At 45.4% G+C, this 19,170-nt stretch carries 20 protein-coding genes; 6 read left to right on the top strand and 14 right to left on the bottom strand.

Translation table 11 applies throughout. The features are described 5' to 3' along the window. Positions 1–8: 8 nt before the first annotated feature. The 5 genes from DQN52_RS09930 (at position 9) to DQN52_RS09905 (ending at position 3,523) form a co-directional block, all read left to right on the top strand. Positions 9–911, top strand: coding sequence for a prepilin peptidase (locus DQN52_RS09930; protein ID WP_003787782.1), 903 nt, complete (start codon positions 9–11; stop codon positions 909–911). Position 912: 1 nt separating this feature from the next. Continuing rightward, on the top strand, positions 913–1,521 hold the full coding sequence (coaE, locus tag DQN52_RS09925; protein WP_003787784.1) for a dephospho-CoA kinase: 609 nt from the start codon (positions 913–915) through the stop codon (positions 1,519–1,521). Positions 1,522–1,635: 114 nt separating this feature from the next. Continuing rightward, complete coding sequence (gene zapD, locus DQN52_RS09915) at positions 1,636–2,397, top strand: cell division protein ZapD (RefSeq protein ID WP_003787787.1); 762 nt, start codon at positions 1,636–1,638, stop codon at positions 2,395–2,397. Between the two features lie 19 nt (positions 2,398–2,416). Beyond that, positions 2,417–2,893 (top strand): nicotinamide-nucleotide amidase, encoded by a 477-nt coding sequence (pncC, locus tag DQN52_RS09910; protein ID WP_003787789.1) that lies wholly within the window; start codon positions 2,417–2,419, stop codon positions 2,891–2,893. A gap of 9 nt (positions 2,894–2,902) precedes the next feature. Continuing rightward, entirely contained in the window at positions 2,903–3,523 is a 621-nt protein-coding gene (locus DQN52_RS09905) for an L-threonylcarbamoyladenylate synthase (RefSeq protein ID WP_003787790.1), read from the top strand. Positions 3,524–3,597: 74 nt separating this feature from the next. On the opposite strand, the gene DQN52_RS09900 is transcribed toward DQN52_RS09905, so the two are convergent. The 13 genes from DQN52_RS09900 to mraZ all read right to left on the bottom strand — a co-directional run bounded on the left by DQN52_RS09900 (position 3,598) and on the right by mraZ (position 16,705). Next, positions 3,598–4,791, bottom strand: coding sequence for an acetate kinase (locus DQN52_RS09900; RefSeq protein ID WP_003787791.1), 1,194 nt, complete (start codon positions 4,789–4,791; stop codon positions 3,598–3,600). A gap of 109 nt (positions 4,792–4,900) precedes the next feature. Next, on the bottom strand, positions 4,901–6,094 hold the full coding sequence (locus tag DQN52_RS09895; RefSeq protein ID WP_003787796.1) for an oligosaccharide flippase family protein: 1,194 nt from the start codon (positions 6,092–6,094) through the stop codon (positions 4,901–4,903). Continuing rightward, complete coding sequence (locus DQN52_RS09890; RefSeq protein WP_003787798.1) at positions 6,091–6,363, bottom strand: hypothetical protein; 273 nt, start codon at positions 6,361–6,363, stop codon at positions 6,091–6,093. The genes DQN52_RS09895 and DQN52_RS09890 overlap by 4 nt, the downstream gene beginning before the upstream one ends. Before the next feature lie 69 nt (positions 6,364–6,432). After that, positions 6,433–7,488, bottom strand: a complete 1,056-nt coding sequence (gene pseI / locus DQN52_RS09885; protein ID WP_003787799.1) for a pseudaminic acid synthase — start codon at positions 7,486–7,488, stop codon at positions 6,433–6,435. Positions 7,489–7,642: 154 nt separating this feature from the next. After that, complete coding sequence (gene mraY / locus DQN52_RS09880; protein WP_003787801.1) at positions 7,643–8,722, bottom strand: phospho-N-acetylmuramoyl-pentapeptide-transferase; 1,080 nt, start codon at positions 8,720–8,722, stop codon at positions 7,643–7,645. 120 nt (positions 8,723–8,842) lie between these two features. Further along, positions 8,843–9,463, bottom strand: a complete 621-nt coding sequence (locus DQN52_RS09875; RefSeq protein WP_003787803.1) for a hypothetical protein — start codon at positions 9,461–9,463, stop codon at positions 8,843–8,845. Positions 9,464–9,493: 30 nt separating this feature from the next. Next, positions 9,494–10,858 carry a UDP-N-acetylmuramoyl-tripeptide--D-alanyl-D-alanine ligase gene (locus DQN52_RS09870; RefSeq protein WP_003787805.1) on the bottom strand — a complete coding sequence of 455 codons (1,365 nt, stop codon included), beginning with the start codon at positions 10,856–10,858 and terminating at the stop codon, positions 9,494–9,496. 48 nt (positions 10,859–10,906) lie between these two features. After that, on the bottom strand, positions 10,907–11,533 hold the full coding sequence (locus tag DQN52_RS09865) for a hypothetical protein (protein WP_003787807.1): 627 nt from the start codon (positions 11,531–11,533) through the stop codon (positions 10,907–10,909). Positions 11,534–11,567: 34 nt separating this feature from the next. Then, positions 11,568–13,043 carry a UDP-N-acetylmuramoyl-L-alanyl-D-glutamate--2,6-diaminopimelate ligase gene (locus tag DQN52_RS09860; protein ID WP_003787809.1) on the bottom strand — a complete coding sequence of 492 codons (1,476 nt, stop codon included), beginning with the start codon at positions 13,041–13,043 and terminating at the stop codon, positions 11,568–11,570. A 148-nt stretch (positions 13,044–13,191) separates the two neighbouring features. Further along, positions 13,192–14,967, bottom strand: coding sequence for a peptidoglycan D,D-transpeptidase FtsI family protein (locus DQN52_RS09855; RefSeq protein WP_003787812.1), 1,776 nt, complete (start codon positions 14,965–14,967; stop codon positions 13,192–13,194). 30 nt (positions 14,968–14,997) lie between these two features. Continuing rightward, the gene (locus tag DQN52_RS09850; protein WP_003787815.1) at positions 14,998–15,258 is read right to left on the bottom strand and encodes a cell division protein FtsL; all 261 of its coding nucleotides are present in this window, start codon (positions 15,256–15,258) and stop codon (positions 14,998–15,000) included. 14 nt (positions 15,259–15,272) lie between these two features. Then, on the bottom strand, positions 15,273–16,238 hold the full coding sequence (gene rsmH, locus DQN52_RS09845) for a 16S rRNA (cytosine(1402)-N(4))-methyltransferase RsmH (protein ID WP_003787818.1): 966 nt from the start codon (positions 16,236–16,238) through the stop codon (positions 15,273–15,275). Continuing rightward, entirely contained in the window at positions 16,235–16,705 is a 471-nt protein-coding gene (gene mraZ, locus DQN52_RS09840; RefSeq protein ID WP_003787820.1) for a division/cell wall cluster transcriptional repressor MraZ, read from the bottom strand. Before mraZ ends, rsmH begins: the two co-directional genes overlap by 4 nt. A 309-nt stretch (positions 16,706–17,014) precedes the next feature. On the opposite strand from mraZ, the gene DQN52_RS09835 reads away from it, so the two are divergent. Beyond that, positions 17,015–18,172 carry a class I SAM-dependent methyltransferase gene (locus DQN52_RS09835; RefSeq protein WP_032827803.1) on the top strand — a complete coding sequence of 386 codons (1,158 nt, stop codon included), beginning with the start codon at positions 17,015–17,017 and terminating at the stop codon, positions 18,170–18,172. Between the two features lie 51 nt (positions 18,173–18,223). On the opposite strand, the gene rpoH is transcribed toward DQN52_RS09835, so the two are convergent. Then, a complete protein-coding gene (gene rpoH / locus DQN52_RS09830) occupies positions 18,224–19,087 on the bottom strand; it encodes an RNA polymerase sigma factor RpoH (RefSeq protein ID WP_003787826.1) in 864 nt (287 codons plus the stop codon). Between the last annotated feature and the right edge of the window lie 83 nt (positions 19,088–19,170).

The following is a 19,170-nucleotide window of genomic DNA, read 5'->3' as shown; positions in this document are numbered from 1 at the left end:
TAGCGTATATGAACAATTTGGAAATTTGGATTGCGCTACTTTTCGGCTTACTCATCGGCAGCTTTTTAAATGTGGTCATTTATCGGCTGCCCGTGATGCTTAACCGCGATTGGACAGAAGCAGCCTGCGAGCAACTCAATATCAACGATGAATTTTGGCAAAAGCAGCCTGCATCCGTAGAACAAGGTCTGCGCGAACACTTTGGCTTAAACCGTGCTGTGTCAGGCACATTCAACTTGATGACACCGCCATCGCGTTGTGGCAACTGCGGTTCAGCCGTGCGTCCTTGGCAAAACATTCCTGTGTTGAGCTGGTTGATGTTGCGTGGCAAATGTGCAGGCTGCCACAAACCCATTAGCATTCGCTATCCTTTGGTAGAACTACTCACAGGCGTGTTGTTTGCGGTAATGGCATTCAAGTATGGCTGGACTTGGTACACCGTAGGCGCGTGTTTGTTTACCGCTTATGTCGTTGCCATGACCTTTATTGATGCCGACACCCAACTTTTGCCCGATGACTTAACCATTCCATTGATGCGCTGGGGCTTGTTGTTTAACTTGCTTACAGGCTTCATTCCGCTAACGCAATCGGTTTGGGGCATGTTGATTGGCTACATGAGTCTGTGGACGCTGTCGCAAACCTATAAACTAATTCGTGGCGTGGACGGCATGGGCGCAGGCGATTTCAAAATGCTGGCTGCGATTGGTGCGTGGCTGGGTGCATGGATTTTGCCTGTGGTGATTTTTGCTGCGGCGATGGTGTTTTTGGTGGTTGCCATTATTCGGGGCATTGGCAAAGAACAGCCAATGGCATACGGCCCGTGTTTGGGCGTTGCCGGCTGGTTGGTCTTTTTGTTTTACGATGTGGTGATGCGTGGCGTAACAGCTTGGCTCACTGGGTCGGGTTTCTGACATGACAGCTTGGATTGGATTAACAGGCGGAATCGGCAGCGGCAAATCACAGGTCGCTGCCTGTTTTGCTTTGTTGGGCGTGCCTGTGATAGACGCAGACAAAGTCGCCAAACAATTAACGCAAACGCCCAACAGCACGGCAATGCAGCAAATTGCCGCCGAATTTGGCACGCAGGTTTTGGATAGTGCAGGCTGCCTTGACCGTGCGGCAATGCGCGAAATCGTGTTTGCCGACACGCAAGCACGGCAGCGTTTGGAAGGCATTTTGCACCCTTTGATTTTGCAAGATATTCAAATCGCCCAAGCAGCCTGCACCAATGCGGTTTATGGCGTGATTGAAGTCCCCACGCTTATTGAACACCCAACTTTTCAGCAGTTGGTGTTGCGTATTTTGGTGGTCGGTTGCGATGAAAAAGTGCGGATTGAGCGCGTGATGCAGCGCAGCGGTTTGACAGAAGCGGCGGTTCGCGCCATTATGCAGGCGCAGGCAAGCGACAGCGAGCGTTTACAATACGCAGACGATTATTTAGACAATACAAGCAGCCTGCACGATTTACGCGATGCGGTGGAAAAGCTGCATCAAAAATATAGCCAAATTGTAGTGAAATGAAATAAAAATAGGACAAGGCGACAACGTCCGCCGTGTGCAAATAGCACATAAGGACGTTGGTAACGTCGTACTACTGCGATTTCATTTCACTATATATCAATAGGAAAAAAATAAATGCTACGTTTTGACCACCCACTTTCAGAGCGCGTTCGCAGTCTTATTCGTATTGAACACCTGTTCAATCGTTTCAATCACACCATGCAAAGTGATGACAAATGGTCGCACCATGTGGCGTTGAGCAGCTTGTTTGAGATTATGGATTGCTCGTCCAGAGCGGAACTGAAACTGGATATTTTGCAGGAATTGGAACGCCAGCGACAGGCGGTTCGCAACAAGGGTAACCGCGCGTTGTTGGACAGAATTCAAAAAACTTCGCAAGATTTGCAAGATGTGCAACAAAAATTCGGGCAACATATCCGCGAAAATGAGTGGCTAATGGCGTTGAAACAGCGCATTGTGGTGGCAGGTGGTACAACGCCCGTAGAATTGCCCAGCTATTATTTTTGGCAAAAGCAGCCTGCACAACAAAGACGCGAAGATTTGCATCGTTGGAGTCAAGTGATGATGCCAACTTATCACGCCACTAATTTGTTGCTGGAAATTTTGCGCGCTAATCAAAGAGTGCTGGATTGCAAAGCCGTGCAGGGCAATTATGAACACAATCGCTTGGCGCAAAGCGTGCATTTGTTGAGCATCGAAATCGTGAAAGATGAAGACGTATTGCCCGAAGTATCGGCAAACAAATACTTTACCCATGTGCGATTTGTGCAGGCGAGCCGAGACAGTATGCGTGGCAAACAAACCGATAAAAATATTGATTTTAAAATGATTATTTGCAGTTTTGATGAAGATGTCCCCACATTGCAGGTTGCTTGAATTTGGATAAACGATTTTTATGACACGAATTGAATACATTGCGAAAACCTTAACCGAGCGCAAACAAACCGTTACCTGCGCCGAATCGTGCACAGGCGGCTTATTGTCGGTAGCTTTGACCAGCGTGGCAGGCAGTTCCGCCTATTTTGAGCGCAGTTTTGTCACCTATTCCGACCAATCCAAACGCCAGTTGTTGAACGTGAATGACAGCACTTTGCGACATTATGGCGCAGTCAGCGAAGAAACGGTGCGCGAAATGGCATTGGGCGCACTCATCGCGTCCAAATGCGATTATGCGTTGAGCATTTCGGGTATTGCTGGTCCTGATGGCGGCACGGCAGACAAACCAGTTGGCACGGTGTGGTTTGGTTTTGCGACCAAACGCCGCATTTGGGCAAAGCAATACCGATTTTCGGGCAACCGCGAGCAAGTACGCCAACAAGCCGTGCAATATGCTTTGGCGATTTTGGAACATTACTTAAAAACGGAAAACTAGGAGCAAGCCATGGCGCAACTGTTTGTGATTCACCCCGACAATCCGCAAGAAAGATTGATTAAGCAAGCCTGCGAAATCGTGCGTCAAGGCGGTGTGGCGGTGCTGCCGACCGATTCTTGTTACGCGCTGGTGTGCCAGTTGGGCGACAAAACCGCAATGGAACGCATTTTGTCTATCCGCAAAATTGATTTAAAGCATCATTTAACCCTGCTTTGTGCCGATTTGAGCGAACTGGGAACGTATGCCAAAGTGGACAACAGCCAATTTCGCCAGCTTAAAATGACCACGCCTGGGGCATATACTTTTATTTTGCCTGCTAGCAAAGAAGTCCCCAATCGCACTTTGCATCCAAAGCGCAAAACGATTGGTTTGCGCGTGCCAGATAATGCGATTGCGCTGGCGTTGTTGCGCGAATTGGGCGAGCCGTTGTTGTCGTGTACTTTGATGTTGCCCGAAGACGATGAGCCGTTATCCGACCCATACGAAATCCGCGAGCGTTTGGAGCATTCGGTGGATTTGGTGATTGATGGCGGTTGGTGCGGCACAGAGCCAACGACTGTGATTGATATGACCGATGGCACGGAATTGGTGCGACAAGGGAAGGGCGATATTGCACCGTTTGGTTTATAAAACATATAAAAAGCAGCCTGCACTTTTTGAATAAATCCAAAGTGCAGGCTGCTTTTTTACATTTTTCGATTCAATTACAAGCCAGACAAACGCGCCGTGTCTTGTGCAATCATCAATTCTTCGTTGGTTGGGATAACCACAGCTTTAACTTTGCTATCCGCAGTTGTGATGATGCCTGCTTTGCCAAAACGAGCAGCGATGTTGGCATCTTTATCCACGTTTAAGCCCAAGAACGCGCAGTAGTTCAACACTTTTTCGCGGATAATGTCGGAATTTTCGCCAATGCCGCCTGTGAACACCACTGCGTCCAAACCGCCAGCCGCAACCGCCATAGAAGCCACATATTTCGCCAAACGATACGAGAAAATTTCCAACGCTAAAACTGCGCCTTCGTGTCCGCTCAATGCTTCTTCTTCAATCACACGGCAGTCGCTAGACAATTCAGAAATGCCCAACAAACCGCTTTCTTTGTTCAAAATGTCGGTAACTTGTTGTGTGGTCAAGTTCAAATTGTCTGCCAAGAATGAGAACACGCTAGGGTCTACATCGCCAGCGCGTGTACCCATTACCAAGCCTTCCAGCGGAGTCAAGCCCATGCTGGTGTCCATCGATTTACCGTTGCGAATGCCTGCAATAGACGCGCCGTTGCCCAAATGCGCTACGACCAATTTCAGATTATTTTCGTCTGCGCCCAAAAATTGTGCGGCTTCGTGTGCCACAAAACGGTAGCTTGTGCCGTGGAAACCATAACGGCGCACGCCCAAATCGCGGTAGAACTTGCGTGGAATGGCATAAGTGTAAGCGTGTTGTGGCATGGTTTGGTGGAACGCGGTGTCAAACACAGCCACGTTTGGCAAACCTTTGAAAATGTCTTGTGCGGCGCGAATGCCCAACAAGTTTGCTGGGTTGTGCAATGGCGCGAGTGGGATACATTTTTCAATCGCAGCAATCACGTCGTCAGTAATCAACACTGATTCGCTGTATTCTTCGCCACCGCTCACCACACGGTGACCGATTGCGCCGATTTGGCTTTCCAAGCCCATGGCTTTCAATTTGTCCAACATCGCACCCACTGCGCCTGTGTGGTTAGGTTGCGCGGTCAATTCCACTTTTTCTTTTTGACCGTTTACTTTGAACGTGATGTAGGCATCAGCCAAACCCAATTTTTCGCCCAAGCAGCTCAACAATACATCGCCGTTTTCGCTGTTCAATACCGCGCCTTTTAATGAAGACGAACCGCAGTTCAATACCAAAATCAATTTAGACATTTCATTTATCCTATTTGTGTTTACCAAAGTGCAGGTTGCTTTGCCTGCGAAAAACGTGCTATTTTAACTGATTTTGCAGGGGTTTGTCAGCACAAAGCAGCCTGCACTATTATTTTGGTTCGCGTACAAAGTAATACAAAATCGGTAAAATCGCTACGTTGCCTGCAATCATGGCATACGGTATCCATTGTAAGCCGAGCGATGCGCTGGCAAACAACGCCGCCAAATACACGCCTGTGGACATGAGCGAAATGCTGGCGATGAGTTTGTTTTTTGCGTGGTAAAACAGATAATTCACCAATAAATAATAGGGAATAGTTAAACCAAATCCAATCAAAAATAGGCAAATATAATTTTGTGTGCCGATGTAGTTCGCACCCAAAAACCATGTAAACCACGCTTCGGGCAACATGAATGCGATGAGGGCGAAAATCGGCGAAATCAATAGGCTGCATAATGCCCATTTTCGTATTTTGGTGGCGTGCAGGCTGCTTTGTTTGAGTGCTTGATAATAATACGGCACGGTGGCTTTGTTTACCGCCATTAAAAACACGCTAACGATGCTGGCAAGTTGCAGTGCGGCGGCGTAAATGCCGAGCTGTTCGGCTGGGTATTGTTGGTAAATCACAATGCGGTCGAGTTGTCCTTTGACAAAGCCGCTTGCATGGTGCAGCAGTAGCGGTACGCCAAACGCGAAAATATAGCTGGCTGAATAATAAAATCGTTGCCAAGTTAGGCGTGGTTTTCGTTCTTTTTGTACGATAAAATAAGCGGTTAGCGCGATAATTGCATTCGCCACAAATAGCGCGGTAAAACGCATGGTAATCGGTTGTTGTGTGGTTAATTCTAGCGCAGTAACCGTTAAAATGCTGCTCAAAACGCCGCTGCCGATTTGAATGGCGGTGTAGGCTAGGGCGCGTTTTTGGCATTGGCGATAGGCAAGTTGGCTGCCTAACACGGTTTGCGTGGCGGCAGCAAAAATCACGGCGGCGAGTACCAACGATTGTTGTTGCCATGTGAATAGCAGGCTAATCGCGGTTAAGGCGAAAATGTAAATATAGCCTGTTATCATCACGTTAGGCAGATTGCGTTTGCCGTAAAAATAATAGTAGCGCGTGAGTGCGCCGTCTTGGCTTAAACCGAATACTATCGCCAATAGTGATACAAGTGTTTGATAATACGATAATTCGCCAAATCCAGCCGTGCCGAGTTTGCGCGTCAGATAGGGCAGCAGCAAAAAGGGCAGGGCTTTGGCAAAGAGTTCGCCGAATAGGTAGATGAAGCTGTCTTTTAGGATTTTCATTGCAGGAAATAGACGACAATATAGGCGATAAAGCCCACAATGGGAATGAGCTGGAATAGGGCGTGTTTTTTGGTGGTGATGTCTTGTCGCAGGCGCGCCATAATTGCCGTAACCAATATGTATTTAAACAAGAAAACGGCAGCGCATGACATAATAATGCCGTTGATTAAATAGTCGGTTGGGTTGTTGGCTGGCGCAAGCGCAAACCATGCAATCAGCGCAATCGGAATGATGATGACAGTAAGCCAGCGTAAAGCGATTGGATTCATAATTTAATTGGCAAAAAATAAACAAAGCAGCCTGCATTTTACTATACAAAGTGCAGGCTGCTTGAAAACTTATTTTGCAACACAATCCCAAGAAGTTTTGGTATTGGCAACAATATCTTGCGTAACCCGTTTGCCAATCAATTCATCGTAAAATTTCGGCGACAAACCAAAACCTGGGCGCACGCTGCGAATGCACGTTTCATCAATCACATCGCCCGCTTTCATGTCTTTGACGAAATACAGCGAACGGCGGAATTGCGCGTTGCCTTGTTCGCTGGATTTGAGCGCGTATTCCACGTTGCCCAACGCTTGCCAAGCCGTTTTCGTATCGTGGCAAAGGGCTTGCAAATCAGCAGGTTCTAACGAAAAACTGTCATCTGCGCCGCCGCCGTTTCGGTCTAGTGTGAAATGTTTTTCAATCACACACGCGCCTAAAACCACGCTTGCCACAGCCGTTGTGTTGTCAAGCGTGTGGTCGGACAAGCCCACCAATGTGCCAAAACGCGCTGCCATATCGGGCAAAGTCCGCAAATTGTAGTCGGCGGCAGGGGCAGGGTAGCCACTCACGCAATGCAGAACAACCAATTCTTTGTTGCCTGCGTCTTTGGCAGTGGCAATCGCTTCCGCAATTTCGTCCGCGTCCGCCATGCCTGTGGAAATAATCATCGGTTTGCCTGTCTGTGCGACATAGCGAATCAATGGCAAATCAATGACTTCAAACGATGCGATTTTGTAAGCTGGCGCGTCCAAACTTTCCAACAAATCCACCGCGCTAAAATCAAATGGCGAACTGAAAATGGTGATGTCTTGCTCTTTTGTGTATTCAAACAAGGGTTTATGCCAATCCCACGGCATATGCGCTTTTTCGTACAATTCGTGCAGCGATTGACCGTCCCACAAACCGCCTGTTTGAATCATAAATTCAGGATTGCGGCTGTTGAGCGTAATCGTGTCGGCGGTGTAGGTTTGCAATTTAACTGCGTCCGCGCCTGCTTTTTTTGCTTCGTCAATGATTTTGAACGCGGTTTGCAGGCTGCCGTTGTGGTTGGCAGACATTTCCGCGATGATGTAGGGCGCGTAATCTGCACCGATTTTGCGATTATTGATTGTGATGTGTGGATTCATGTTTTATTCCAGATAATTTAGTGATAATTAAAAGCAGCCTGCATATTTTAAAGTGCAGGCTGCTTTGGTAATATAGTGAATTAAATTTAGATTAGTACAGCGTTACACGGCGGTCGTTGTCGCCTTGTCCTAATCTAAATTTAATCCACTATAATTAACGAATTTTCAATGTACTCAACCCAATCAACACCAAAATAATCGTAATAATCCAAAAGCGCACCACCACTTGCGTTTCTTTCCAGCCTTTTTGCTCGTAGTGATGATGAATCGGTGCCATTAGGAAAATGCGCTTTTTGGTGCGTTTATACCAGCCCACTTGCAGCATCACGCTCAACGCTTCCACCACAAACAAGCCACCCATAATCACGAGTACAAATTCTTGGCGAATAATCACGGCAACCGTACCCAATGCCGCGCCCAATGCCAACGCGCCCACGTCGCCCATGAATACTTGCGCTGGATAAGCGTTAAACCATAAAAAGCCCAAACATGCTCCACACATCGCCGCGCAGAAAATCACCACTTCATTCGCGCCAGCCACATACGGTAGTTGTAAATAAGATGAAAATTGCGCGTGTCCTGTTACATAAGCAAAAATTGCCAAACCGCCAGCCACCAGCACCACGGGGAACGATGCCAAGCCGTCCAAACCGTCGGTTAAATTGACTGCGTTAGACGTGCCAACAATCGTCAGATAGCTCAAAATCAAAAAGCCCACCACGCCCAAAGGCAACGCCACTTGCTTGAAAAACGGCACAATCAAAATATTGTTTGCCGAGTTTTCCGCCAAGAAAAACAACGCCAAGCCTGCGCCCAAAGCCACCACCGATTGCCACACCATTTTGAATTTTGCCGACACGCCATTGGGGTCTCTATGTACCACTTTGCGCCAGTCATCGTAAAAACCCAGCGCGCCCGTTGCCAACGTTACCGCCAACAAAATCCAAATATAGGCGTTTGCCCAGTTGCCCCACAGCAGAGTGGAAATCGCAATCGTGGCTAAAATCAATGAGCCACCCATAGTTGGCACATTTTTGACTAAATGTGTTTTAGGACCATCGGTACGAATGGGTTGTCGCATTTTTAATTTGGTTAATTGACGAATCGTCCAAGGTCCTAGCAGTAAGCTAAACATCAAAGCCGTCAATGCCGCCATTACCGCGCGAAAAGTCGTGTATTGGAAAACATTTAACGCCGAAATCCAATCGCTCAACTGAGCCAACCATAAAAACATCTTATATTCCTTACAAATTTAATTTAAAAATTGGTTTAAAAAGCAGCCTGCACGTTTAATACAAATCGCCCAATATTCTGAATCAATATAAATCAAGCAAAATAAAGTTTGCTCTGTGATTTATTTTTCCTGCTTAAACTCAAACCCACATCGCTCGGTAATTTGCCGCTGCACTTTATCACGCAACGCTGAATATTTTACGTTTTCCGTTTCAGGCAGCCTGAACGCGGGCAATTTTATCCATTTATGCAGCAAACTTTGGCTATGAAATGGCGCAATCGTCGCACCACGTTGCAAAGGCGACATCACGCTGACCATTTGGCGCATTAAATCCAAATGCACATAAATCACCGTGTGTTGCGCTCGATTCATTTGCTGATTAATCAATTTCGGCATAAAAATCCATTGTAAAACGCCTAAAACTATAAAAATAATCAATGTATTTATATACGTCAGCGGCATTTCTTTGCTAATCATTTCGTGCAACAAAAATTTGTCAATCATGACCCAGCTAATACAGGGAATAGCCGTTCCTACCAAGCTACCCCATTTAACTCTATTAGCAGAAACATTTGAATTACTAGCTAAAATTTTCGCAGGCTGCAACACTGTCCACACAATTTGCTTGCGCCCATTTTGCAAATTCTGTTCCACTTGGCGCAAAACCGCTTTCGCTTCTTCATCATAATCACGAGTAAAATCAACCATTTGGTTAGAATGTTTAGTGTTTACATCTTGCATGATTTCCTCTGTTTTCAGGCAGTTTGAAACTTAATTTTCCACCACTAATGCCTCAACTACTTCTTCCATCTTCATAAACCGCGAACCCTTAACCAACACACTTGCATTTTCGGGTAAATCATGTGTCAATGACAAAATCAACGGGTCTTTATCCACAAACCATAAACCGTCCGCGCCAAACTTTTCGGCTGCCTGAACGCTGTTTTCGCCAACAAAATACGCCAATTCAATACCTAGATTTTTTGCGTAAATGCCGATTTCTTCGTGCATTTTAGGGGCTTCGTTTTCGCCTAATTCGCCCATATCGCCCATCACAAATACATGTGGCGCAGGCATTTTCGCCAACACATCTAATGCCGCTTTCATGCTGTCGGGATTGGCATTGTAAGTGTCATCTAAAATGGTACTGTTTTTGATGCCGTGTTTGACTTGTAAACGTCCTTTAATGTTCGCAAAATTCGCCAAACCGCGTGCAATTTCCGTGAATTTTACGCCGCCTGCCAATGCCAAAGTTGCCGCCGCGCACGCATTACTCACATTGTGTTTGCCCGCAACAGGTAATGTAATGTGAACACGCTCCGAACCTTGTACCAAATCAAATTCACTCACAAGCGGTTGTAATTTCACATTTTCTGCATGAATATCGCCTTGCGCAAAACCAAATGTTTGCGTTTGTAACCCCAAATCTTTGCAGGCTGCCTGAAAAATCGGTAAGTTCGCATCATCAATTGGCAAAATTGCTAAACCATCTTGTTGAATGCCTTGATAGATTTCACTTTTTGCGCGTGCAATATCGTCCACGCCATTAAATCCGCAACCAATATGCGCCCGCATTGCGTTGTTCACAAGAGCGACATTCGGCTGCGCAATTTGCGTTAAAACCGCCAATTCGCCAAAATGGTTCATGCCCATTTCAATGACAGCATAACGATGACTTTCGCGTAAATTCAATAATGTAAGCGGTAAACCAATGTGATTATTGAAATTGCCAGCCGTTGCTAACACCGCGTCCGCGCCGAATTTTTCGCGCAACACGGTCGTCAACATTTCTTTGACGGTGGTTTTGCCGCTAGAACCTGTTATACCAAATACGAATGGATTAATGACTTGACGCCAAGCTTTCGCCAATTTTTGTAATGCAATCAAAGTGTCATCAACTTTCAGGCAGCCTGAAACACCAACAAAATCATCACGCGACACCAACGCCAACGCGCCTTTTGCCAACACGTCTGCTACAAAATCATGCGCGTCATGATTTTCGCCAATCAATGCCACAAATAAATCTCCTGATTGAGCTTGTCGGCTGTCTGTGATGATGCGGTTAATGGGTTGGTTATTTTCTGGTTGCGGTAAATTTAATGCAGTGCAAATAAAATTTAAATCTAATGTTTTCATATTTTTTATATAATTAAATATTTCAGTTAATTAGATATATTTAATGAATTATTTTTCATTAAATATAAACCCTGATTGATTGATAAAATCATTTAATTTATTCTTTTTGAAACTCTCTGCTGATTTTATTTTATCAATATGATTAAGCACTGGTATTTCAACAACTCCAACCAAAATAAGCATTAGGCAAATTTGGAAACCAAAAGATATCTTTTTATCAATTAATGAAAATATTATTATTAAAATCACAGCATATATAAATAAAATAGTCCATGAAAACCATGTGTTTGTTTTAAATAATTGCTTGATGCTATGCGTATGCTGTTTGTCATACTCTCTATTTAAAATTAATTTTCCATTTTTTTCATCAATTATTAAAAGATTCATTTTTTTAAGTCTCAAAATATCCTTTAAATCAAATAAATTTAAATTTTTATTTTCTAATAAATAAGAAATATCTTTGTGCTTATGACCTTTCAAAAAAGAAATTGTCTGACAAAACATATCCTTTATATATTCAGGTTCTTTTTTTAAACTTTCCGCTTTTTCACCACAAAAATATTTTTTCATCTGTTCAAAATTAGAAATTTCTCTTTTTGAAAATACATCGTAATACGTTTTATACAAACCAACTAAAAATGCAAAAATTGGTATAAGTTTCAATAATGCTTCCATTTTCTTAATCTATCCTTTCAGGTCACCTGAAAAATCAACATTTCACCAACGCCAATTGAGCAATTTCAAAATCTGAAAAATGATGTTTCACGCCTTGCACGTCTTGGTAGGTTTCGTGTCCTTTTCCTGCAATCAAAACAATGTCTTGCGGTGCTGCTTGCGCGATGGTTTGCTCAATCGCAGTTTGTCTATCCACTTGCACCAAGGCAGCATTGGGTACGGTAGGCAAGATGTCAGCAATAATTGCGTTTGGGTCTTCCATGCGCGGATTGTCGCTGGTAACAACCACTTTGTCCGCGCCCTGTGCCGCCACCGCGCCCATTAACGGACGTTTGCCACGGTCGCGGTTGCCGCCGCAGCCAAACACGCACCAAAGCTGGCTTTCAGGCTGCTGAATTTCGCGCAAAGTGGACAATGCTTTTTCCAGCGCGTCAGGCGTGTGGGCGTAATCCACCACCACTAACGGCTTGTTTTCTCTGATAATACAATCCATGCGCCCTGTGGCTGCGCGGATTTGCGCCAATGCCTTTAAGGCTGCCTGAAACGCGTAACCTTCCGCGCACAATGCACCCAACGCGGCGGCAAAATTTTGTGCGTTGAATCGCCCCAGCAAGCGCGTTTGTACGCTGCCATTGCCCCAAGGTGTTTGCAAACCAATTTTCATGCCTTGCGTGTTCGCCACAAATTCTGTGATTTTGATGTCGGCGTGTTCGTTGAAACCGTAAGAATAAACGTGCAGGCTGCTTTGTTTTAATTCAGCAACCAATTTTGCGCCAAATTCATCATCGCTGTTGATAATCGCGTTTTGCAAGCCTTGCCAATGGAATAATCGCGCTTTTGCTTCACCGTATTCTTCCATGCTGTTGTGGTAGTCCAAATGGTCGCGCGTTAAATTTGTAAATATGGCGGTTTGGAATGGTACGCCATTTACGCGGAATTGGTGCAAGCCGTGGCTGGACACTTCCATGGCGATATGGCTCGCGCCCGATTGCTGGAATTGGCGCAACAAAGTTTGCACGGAAACAGGGTCGGGCGTGGTGTGCGTGGTTTCTTGCAATGCGCCCCAATAGCCATTCCCAACCGTGCCAATAATCGCGCAGGCAGATTTATTTTCCAAAATATCAATCGCTTGTGCCAACCATTGCGTGATTGACGTTTTGCCATTCGTGCCAGTTACGCCAATAATGTTCAGGCTGCCTGAAACATTTCCATAAACTGAATTCGCCAAAATCCCAGCGCGTTGGCGTAATTCCGCAATCGGCTGGTTGGGAATTTGCCAATTTTCATTCCACACAAAATCGCCGTCCGCGTCCCAATACACAAACGCTGCACCTTTTTCAATCGCGGATTGAATGTAATTGCGTCCGTCCGCGTATTCGCCTTGACACGCGATAAATACATCATTTGGTTGAATTTTTCGGCTGTCCGAATGCAGCGTTTGGCTGGCTGAAACGGTGTATTTTAATTCGGGTAATTCGGTATTTTTTGGGGTAGCGATTTTGCTAAACATTTTGTTAATCCTTTGTATTTTTATTTAAAATATGCTTTTCTATCAATATAATAAAGTGCAGGCTGCTTTTTTCTCCAAAACACAAAAGCAGCCTGCACAATGCAAAGACCCTTGCTACGCAAGCGCAGCAAAGGTCTGTTGTTATACATTATCGCTTGGCTGTTTGAGTGGTGGCTTCTGCTGGGGCGTAGGTTGGTTTCACGCCCATCAGTTTTAATCCACCTGCCATAATGCCGCGGAATACAGGACCTGCCACCGTGCCGCCATAATAACTACCACTTGGCTCATCAATCGTAACCGCTACAATCAATCGTGGATTTTTTGCAGGCGCAAAACCGACAAAACTAGAACGATATTTGCCTTCGTAGCGACCATTGACTACTTTTCGTGCTGTACCCGTTTTGCCTGCTACATCGTAGCCAGCCACTGCACCAGCCTGACCTGTGCCACCTTTTTGGGTAACACTAATCATCATTTCACGCATCAATCTTGCCGTTTCAGGTTTCAGAACTGGCTCGCCTTTGGGTGTATGGGCTTGCTTAAAAATTGTGGCTGGCATCAGATGTCCATCAGTGGTAAATATTGTATAGCCTTGTGCCAATTGCAATAAATTGGCTGTGATAGAGTAGCCATAAGACATAACCGCTTTATCCAAACGACTCCATTGTAGTGCCGCTTTCAGTGGGCTAACTTGTTCGCCTACCACGCCAGACTGCGTTTTACGTCCCAATCCAACAGATGAAAAGTAATCATACAAATCTTGATTTTCGTACATGGAAGCAATTTTGCTCACGCCAACATTAGAAGATTTTTGCAAAATACCTTCTGTATTCAATGACTTATAAGCATGAGAGTCGCGAATCATTTTATTAGCAACTTGATATGATTCGGTGTTAAACCAAGTATCACGTGTGATTTTGCCATCGTCCAAAGCCTTTGCCACAACAAAGGGCTTCATCACAGAACCAGGTTCTAATATCGCACCCACAGCAAAATTACGGCGATTTTCTTCGGGATATTGTTCGTAAAAATTGGCATCGTAATCAGGCAAACTGCTCATTGCCAACACTTCGCCTGTTTGCGCGTCCAAAACCACCGCACCGCCTGCTTTGGCATTGAATTGGGTCAAAGCAGCCTGCAACTGCTCGCGTGCCAAACGCTGCATCGGTTCATCTAGCGATAGGGTAATGGTCTGACCTGATTTGGCTGATATATTTTCTGGCGAATCAATCAGTTCTACTACATTTTGATGTCGGTCGCGCAACACAATTTGTTTGCCATCTGAACCTGTTAATTGTTCATTTTGGCTAAATTCCAAGCCTTCCAAACCTTTGCCATTGCTATTGGCAAAACCGACAATGTGCGAAAACAAATTGCCTGTTGGATAGGTGCGCTCGGAACGCTCTTCAAAACGCAAAGTAGGAATACGCAAAGCCTTTAATTTATCGGCTTCTTGCAAAGACAATTCGGTTTTAAATTGCACATATTGGCTGGTTGTATCTTTCAATTTGGTGCGTACTTCGGCTTCGGGTAATTTCAACAAATCCGCTAATTGAGCAAATTGTTGGTCAGAAATCACATTCCAATTAACTGCATCGCCTTTGCGTTTGGGTTCGTAAATCGCCTTTGGATTAAACGTTGCCACTTTCATATAACGGCTTACCGCTAAAAGTGTGCCGTTGCGGTCGGTAATCACACCGCGCAAAGCAGGCTCACGAATGCTGCGAACCACACGCGCTTCGCTACTGGAATTTAATTCATCGTGGTATTTGCTTTGAACCAAAAAACTATATCCCAGCAAAGTCGCAAATACGCCACCAATGCAGCAAAACAACAAAGACAAGCGTCCGCCACCTTGGGCAACCAAAGGTGTTTTTACTTCTTTCTGTGCCATGTAAGGCTTATGTTCATTACGAATTAGCATTTTTTCATCAAATATTTTAAATAGTTACATTCAATATTGCACCGATACAGTATCCTTTTCGGTTGGTTGGTGCATTTTCATCATTTCGGCTGCTTGTTCAATCGCACGGGCATCGGTTAAGCGACTTCGTTCATACGTCAATTCCGCTTTATCTTGATTCAAACGGATTTCTTCTTCTTGACCTTTGGCGTATAAATGCGTTTGGCGTTTAATCCCCAAACGTAAGTCGGTTACATACAAAGCCGACAAGGTTACTGCTATCAACAAAATACAATTTATTTTAGAAAACATTGTGTTGCCTTTGTTTACAAAGCAGCCTGCACATCAAACTGCCCAGTTGTGCGTTCTGCTACACGCAGCACCGCCGAACGGGCGCGTGGATTGTGTTGTACTTCCTGCACGCTGGCTTTGCTGGCTTTGCCAATTAACTGCAATGGCGGTTGTGGCAAATCTGCTTCCTTAATCGCAGCCCATTTTGGCAAAGGCGCGTGACTGCTGTGTTGGCGCATAAACTGCTTCACAATGCGGTCTTCCAACGAATGAAACGCAATCACCGCCAAACGTCCGCCCACATTTAACCGATTGACGACTTGCGGCAAGACTTGTTCCACTTCGTCCAATTCGCGGTTAATAAAGATGCGAATGGCTTGGAACGTACGCGTTGCGCGGTCTTGACCGCGTTCGCGACTACGGACGCATTGTGCCGTAATCGCCGCCAACTGGCGGGTTGTATTGATGGGACTTTCGCTGCGTTGCGCCACAATGGTGCGCGCAATCTGGCGACTAAACCGCTCTTCACCATAATTTTTGATTACCTCGTGTATTTCCTGTTCGCTAGCCACCGCCAGCCACTCTGCTGCCGATTGTCCGCGCGTGGTATCCATACGCATATCCAACGGTGCATCAAAACGAAAGCTAAATCCGCGTGAACCGTCATCAACTTGTGGCGATGAAATCCCCAAATCAAACAACGCGCCGTCAATTTTATCTAGCCCCAAATTGGTGCAGGCTGCTTCAAAAGTTGCAAAACCGTTATGTACCACGCTCACACGCGCATCTTGTTGCGCTAATTTTTGGGCGACTTCAATCGCTTGCGGGTCTTTATCAAACACAATCAAACGACCTTGTTCGCCCAGTTGCGACAAAATCAAGCGCGAATGCCCGCCACGTCCAAACGTACCATCGACATACACGCCATTGGGTTGAATATTGAGCGCAGCCACCGCTTCGTGCAGCAAAACCGTAATATGTTCAAAAGTTTGTGTATTCATAATTGCAAATCGGTTTGGCTCAAATCCAAGTTCAATTCATCTGGGTTAATGGACAACGCCGCTTCGGTTTCGGCTAATTTTTGTTCACGCCCCCACAATTCCAAACGATTCACGCGCCCAACCAAGGTTACGTCTTTATCAAAATTGACCAAGCGGCGTAAATTGGGTGGCAACAAAACCCGTCCTGCGCTGTCCATTTCCAACGTGTCGGCATTGTGCAGCAGCAAATTTTGGTATAGCTGCAAGTTTGGCTTGCCATTGGTGTTTAAATTCAATAATTTAAGTTCAACTTTTTCCCATTCGCATTCGGGGTAAAACAGCAAACGTTCGCGCTTGTCTAGCGTTGCCACCCATTTGGGCGAATCATCTTCGGCATAAAAATGGCGTGACAAAGCCTCGCGGAATTTGGCTGGGATTGCCAAACGTCCTTTCGGGTCTATGGTTAATTCATGTGTGCCACGAAACATTTTAATGCGCTACGGTTAGTTAAATATTTTGGAAAAGTGATACACTTTGCACCACTTCGCCCCACCACGCTGTACTATAAGCAAAAAAAAACGATTGGTCAAACCAACAACCAAGCGTAAGATTTCGGTTTTAAACAATAATTTTTAGGTTATTTGTCTCTTTTTTGATGTGCAGGCTGCTTTTTGCACCTACTTTTATCCACATCAACAAAAATTTTCAAATAAAACAAGCTGTGCAGAATGTTTGCACTAAAATTCGTCGCGTTTTATTTCTGCTTTTTGATTTATTTTTTTACAAATTTTAACTGTATGCAAAACATTCAAATCCCCACACTTTCCGCAGACGAGCAAGCTGCCAGCGAAGCCCTGCATCAAGTCATTGCCCAAGAAATTGCCGCGCAAAATGGCAGCATTCCGTTTTCGCGTTTTATGGAATTGGCGTTGTATGCACCGCGTTTGGGCTATTACACAGGCGGCGCACACAAAATTGGTGCAGGCGGTGATTTTATAACCGCACCCACACTTTCTCCTTTGTTTTCAAAAACTTTGTCCAAACAAATTCAAACGCTGTTGCCGCAAACCGCAGGCAATTTATACGAATTTGGTGCAGGAACAGGCGTATTGGCAGCGCAACTGCTCGCGCATTGTCAAAGCAGCCTGCAACATTATTATATTGTTGAATTGTCGCCCGATTTAGTCGCCAGACAGCGCGACTACATCGCCCAACACGCGCCCGATTTCTTGCACAAAGTTCGTTGGATTGGCGAATTACCCGACACGCTAGACGGCGTGTTATTGGGCAACGAAGTGTTGGACGCGATGCCAATCGAACGCATACGCCGCGCCGAAAATGGACAATGGCAACGCGCCTATGTTCAACATCAAAATAATGAATTTTTATTGGAATACAAAGAATTAGATAAGCAAGATATGGTGCAGGCTGCTTTGCAATATTTCCCCGAAATTGCGCCTTATACCAGCGAATTGCATTTGACCCAGCACGCTTTTATCACCACATTGGCGCAAAAATTGACACGTGGCGCGATGATTTGGATTGATTACGGTTTTAACGCGGCGCAGTATTACCACCCACAGAGGCAGGACGGCACGCTTATTGGGCATCACAAACACCACAGTATTCACGACCCGTTTTATTGCGTGGGCTTAACCGATTTGACCGCGCACGTTAATTTTAGTGATATTGCTGATGCAGGCTGCTCGGCTGGTTTGGATTTGATTGGCTATACCATTCAGGCTAATTTTTTGTTTAATTTGGGGATTTTGGATTATTTGGCGCAGGATTATCCGCAAACCGATAGCAAGGAATATGTGCAGGCTGCTTTTGCTGTGCAACAACTGACCGCGCAACACGAAATGGGCGAATTGTTTAAAGTGATGGCTTTTGGTAAACAGGTTGATGTGGATTGGCAGGGGTTTGTGTTTGGCGATATGTGCCACAAACTGTAATATGAAAAAAGCCCAAGAATCAACACGGCTCTTGGGCTTTTCTTATCTATTTTAATCAATCAAATCATCAGCTTGTTCAGCTAACAAGGCTTTGAGTTTTTGCATGGCTTTGACTTCAATTTGGCGAATGCGCTCGGCAGATACGCCGTATTCGGCTGCCAATTCGTGTAAAGTTAAAGCACCTTCGTCTTGCAACCAGCGCGTTTCCACAATGCGGCGACTACGCTCGTCCAACTGCGCCAAAGCAGCCTGCAAGCCATCGGTTTGCAAAGCATAGTGCGCTTTGCGTTCCAACTGCTGACTTGGTTCGTGGCTGGCATCGCTCAACCATTCTATTGGTGCAAATGCTGCATCGTCATCATCGTTGTTGTCTGCCAGCAAACCAATGTCGCGTCCCGTCATGCGCTGTTCCATTTCCATGACTTCGGACAATTTCACGCCCAAATCATCGGCAATACTTTGTGCTTCTTTGGGCGACAACGCGCTCAAACTGCTACGCATACTACGCAAATTAAAGAACAATTTACGCTGCGGTTTGGTCGTCGCCACGCGCACCAATCGCCAGTTACGCAAAATAAATTCGTGAATTTCTGCCTTAATCCAATGCACCGCAAACGAAAACAAACGCGCCCCGTGATTGGGCTCGTAGCGTTTAACGGCTTTCATCAAACCAATATTCCCTTCTTGAATCAAATCCGCCTGATTCAAACCGTAGCCATCGTAACCACGCGCAATCGATACCACCACGCGCAAATGCGATAAAATTAATTTTTTTGCCGCTTCCAAATCGCCCTTGATTTGGCGTTCTGCCAAACCCACTTCTTCTTCCAGCGACAACATCGGAATATTATTGACGGTGTGAATGTATTGCTCCAAGCTGCCATGACCGCTAGGAATGGGTAATGCGAAATTCATTCTTTTCCCTTTCTTCTTATCGTATTATTCGCGCCACATTGGGTGCGAAACGCAGTCAATTATACACATTTTTGACTTAAAAA

The sequence above is a fragment of the Kingella kingae genome (assembly GCF_900475905.1).
GTDB classification, from domain to species: Bacteria; Pseudomonadota; Gammaproteobacteria; order Burkholderiales; family Neisseriaceae; genus Kingella; species Kingella kingae.
Note: the sequence above shows the minus strand (reverse complement) of the source record. Positions and strands in the feature narration are given on the sequence as shown.

Bases quoted from the DNA above. Each gene is read 5' to 3' on its own strand.
- zapD (WP_003787787.1), top strand. From the start codon at position 1,636: ATGCTACGTTTTGACCACCCACTTTCAGAGCGCGTTCGCAGTCTTATT.
- pseI (WP_003787799.1), bottom strand. From the start codon at position 7,488: ATGAATCCACACATCACAATCAATAATCGCAAAATCGGTGCAGATTAC.
- DQN52_RS09870 (WP_003787805.1), bottom strand. From the start codon at position 10,858: ATGAAAACATTAGATTTAAATTTTATTTGCACTGCATTAAATTTACCG.
- DQN52_RS09905 (WP_003787790.1), top strand. From the start codon at position 2,903: ATGGCGCAACTGTTTGTGATTCACCCCGACAATCCGCAAGAAAGATTG.
- DQN52_RS09875 (WP_003787803.1), bottom strand. From the start codon at position 9,463: ATGCAAGATGTAAACACTAAACATTCTAACCAAATGGTTGATTTTACT.
- DQN52_RS09930 (WP_003787782.1), top strand. From the start codon at position 9: ATGAACAATTTGGAAATTTGGATTGCGCTACTTTTCGGCTTACTCATC.
- DQN52_RS09900 (WP_003787791.1), bottom strand. From the start codon at position 4,791: ATGTCTAAATTGATTTTGGTATTGAACTGCGGTTCGTCTTCATTAAAA.
- DQN52_RS09860 (WP_003787809.1), bottom strand. From the start codon at position 13,043: ATGTTTAGCAAAATCGCTACCCCAAAAAATACCGAATTACCCGAATTA.
- mraZ (WP_003787820.1), bottom strand. From the start codon at position 16,705: ATGTTTCGTGGCACACATGAATTAACCATAGACCCGAAAGGACGTTTG.
- rpoH (WP_003787826.1), bottom strand. From the start codon at position 19,087: ATGAATTTCGCATTACCCATTCCTAGCGGTCATGGCAGCTTGGAGCAA.
- DQN52_RS09890 (WP_003787798.1), bottom strand. From the start codon at position 6,363: ATGAATCCAATCGCTTTACGCTGGCTTACTGTCATCATCATTCCGATT.
- DQN52_RS09865 (WP_003787807.1), bottom strand. From the start codon at position 11,533: ATGGAAGCATTATTGAAACTTATACCAATTTTTGCATTTTTAGTTGGT.
- DQN52_RS09895 (WP_003787796.1), bottom strand. From the start codon at position 6,094: ATGAAAATCCTAAAAGACAGCTTCATCTACCTATTCGGCGAACTCTTT.
- DQN52_RS09835 (WP_032827803.1), top strand. From the start codon at position 17,015: ATGCAAAACATTCAAATCCCCACACTTTCCGCAGACGAGCAAGCTGCC.
- coaE (WP_003787784.1), top strand. From the start codon at position 913: ATGACAGCTTGGATTGGATTAACAGGCGGAATCGGCAGCGGCAAATCA.
- mraY (WP_003787801.1), bottom strand. From the start codon at position 8,722: ATGTTTTTATGGTTGGCTCAGTTGAGCGATTGGATTTCGGCGTTAAAT.
- rsmH (WP_003787818.1), bottom strand. From the start codon at position 16,238: ATGAATACACAAACTTTTGAACATATTACGGTTTTGCTGCACGAAGCG.
- pncC (WP_003787789.1), top strand. From the start codon at position 2,417: ATGACACGAATTGAATACATTGCGAAAACCTTAACCGAGCGCAAACAA.
- DQN52_RS09855 (WP_003787812.1), bottom strand. From the start codon at position 14,967: ATGCTAATTCGTAATGAACATAAGCCTTACATGGCACAGAAAGAAGTA.
- DQN52_RS09850 (WP_003787815.1), bottom strand. From the start codon at position 15,258: ATGTTTTCTAAAATAAATTGTATTTTGTTGATAGCAGTAACCTTGTCG.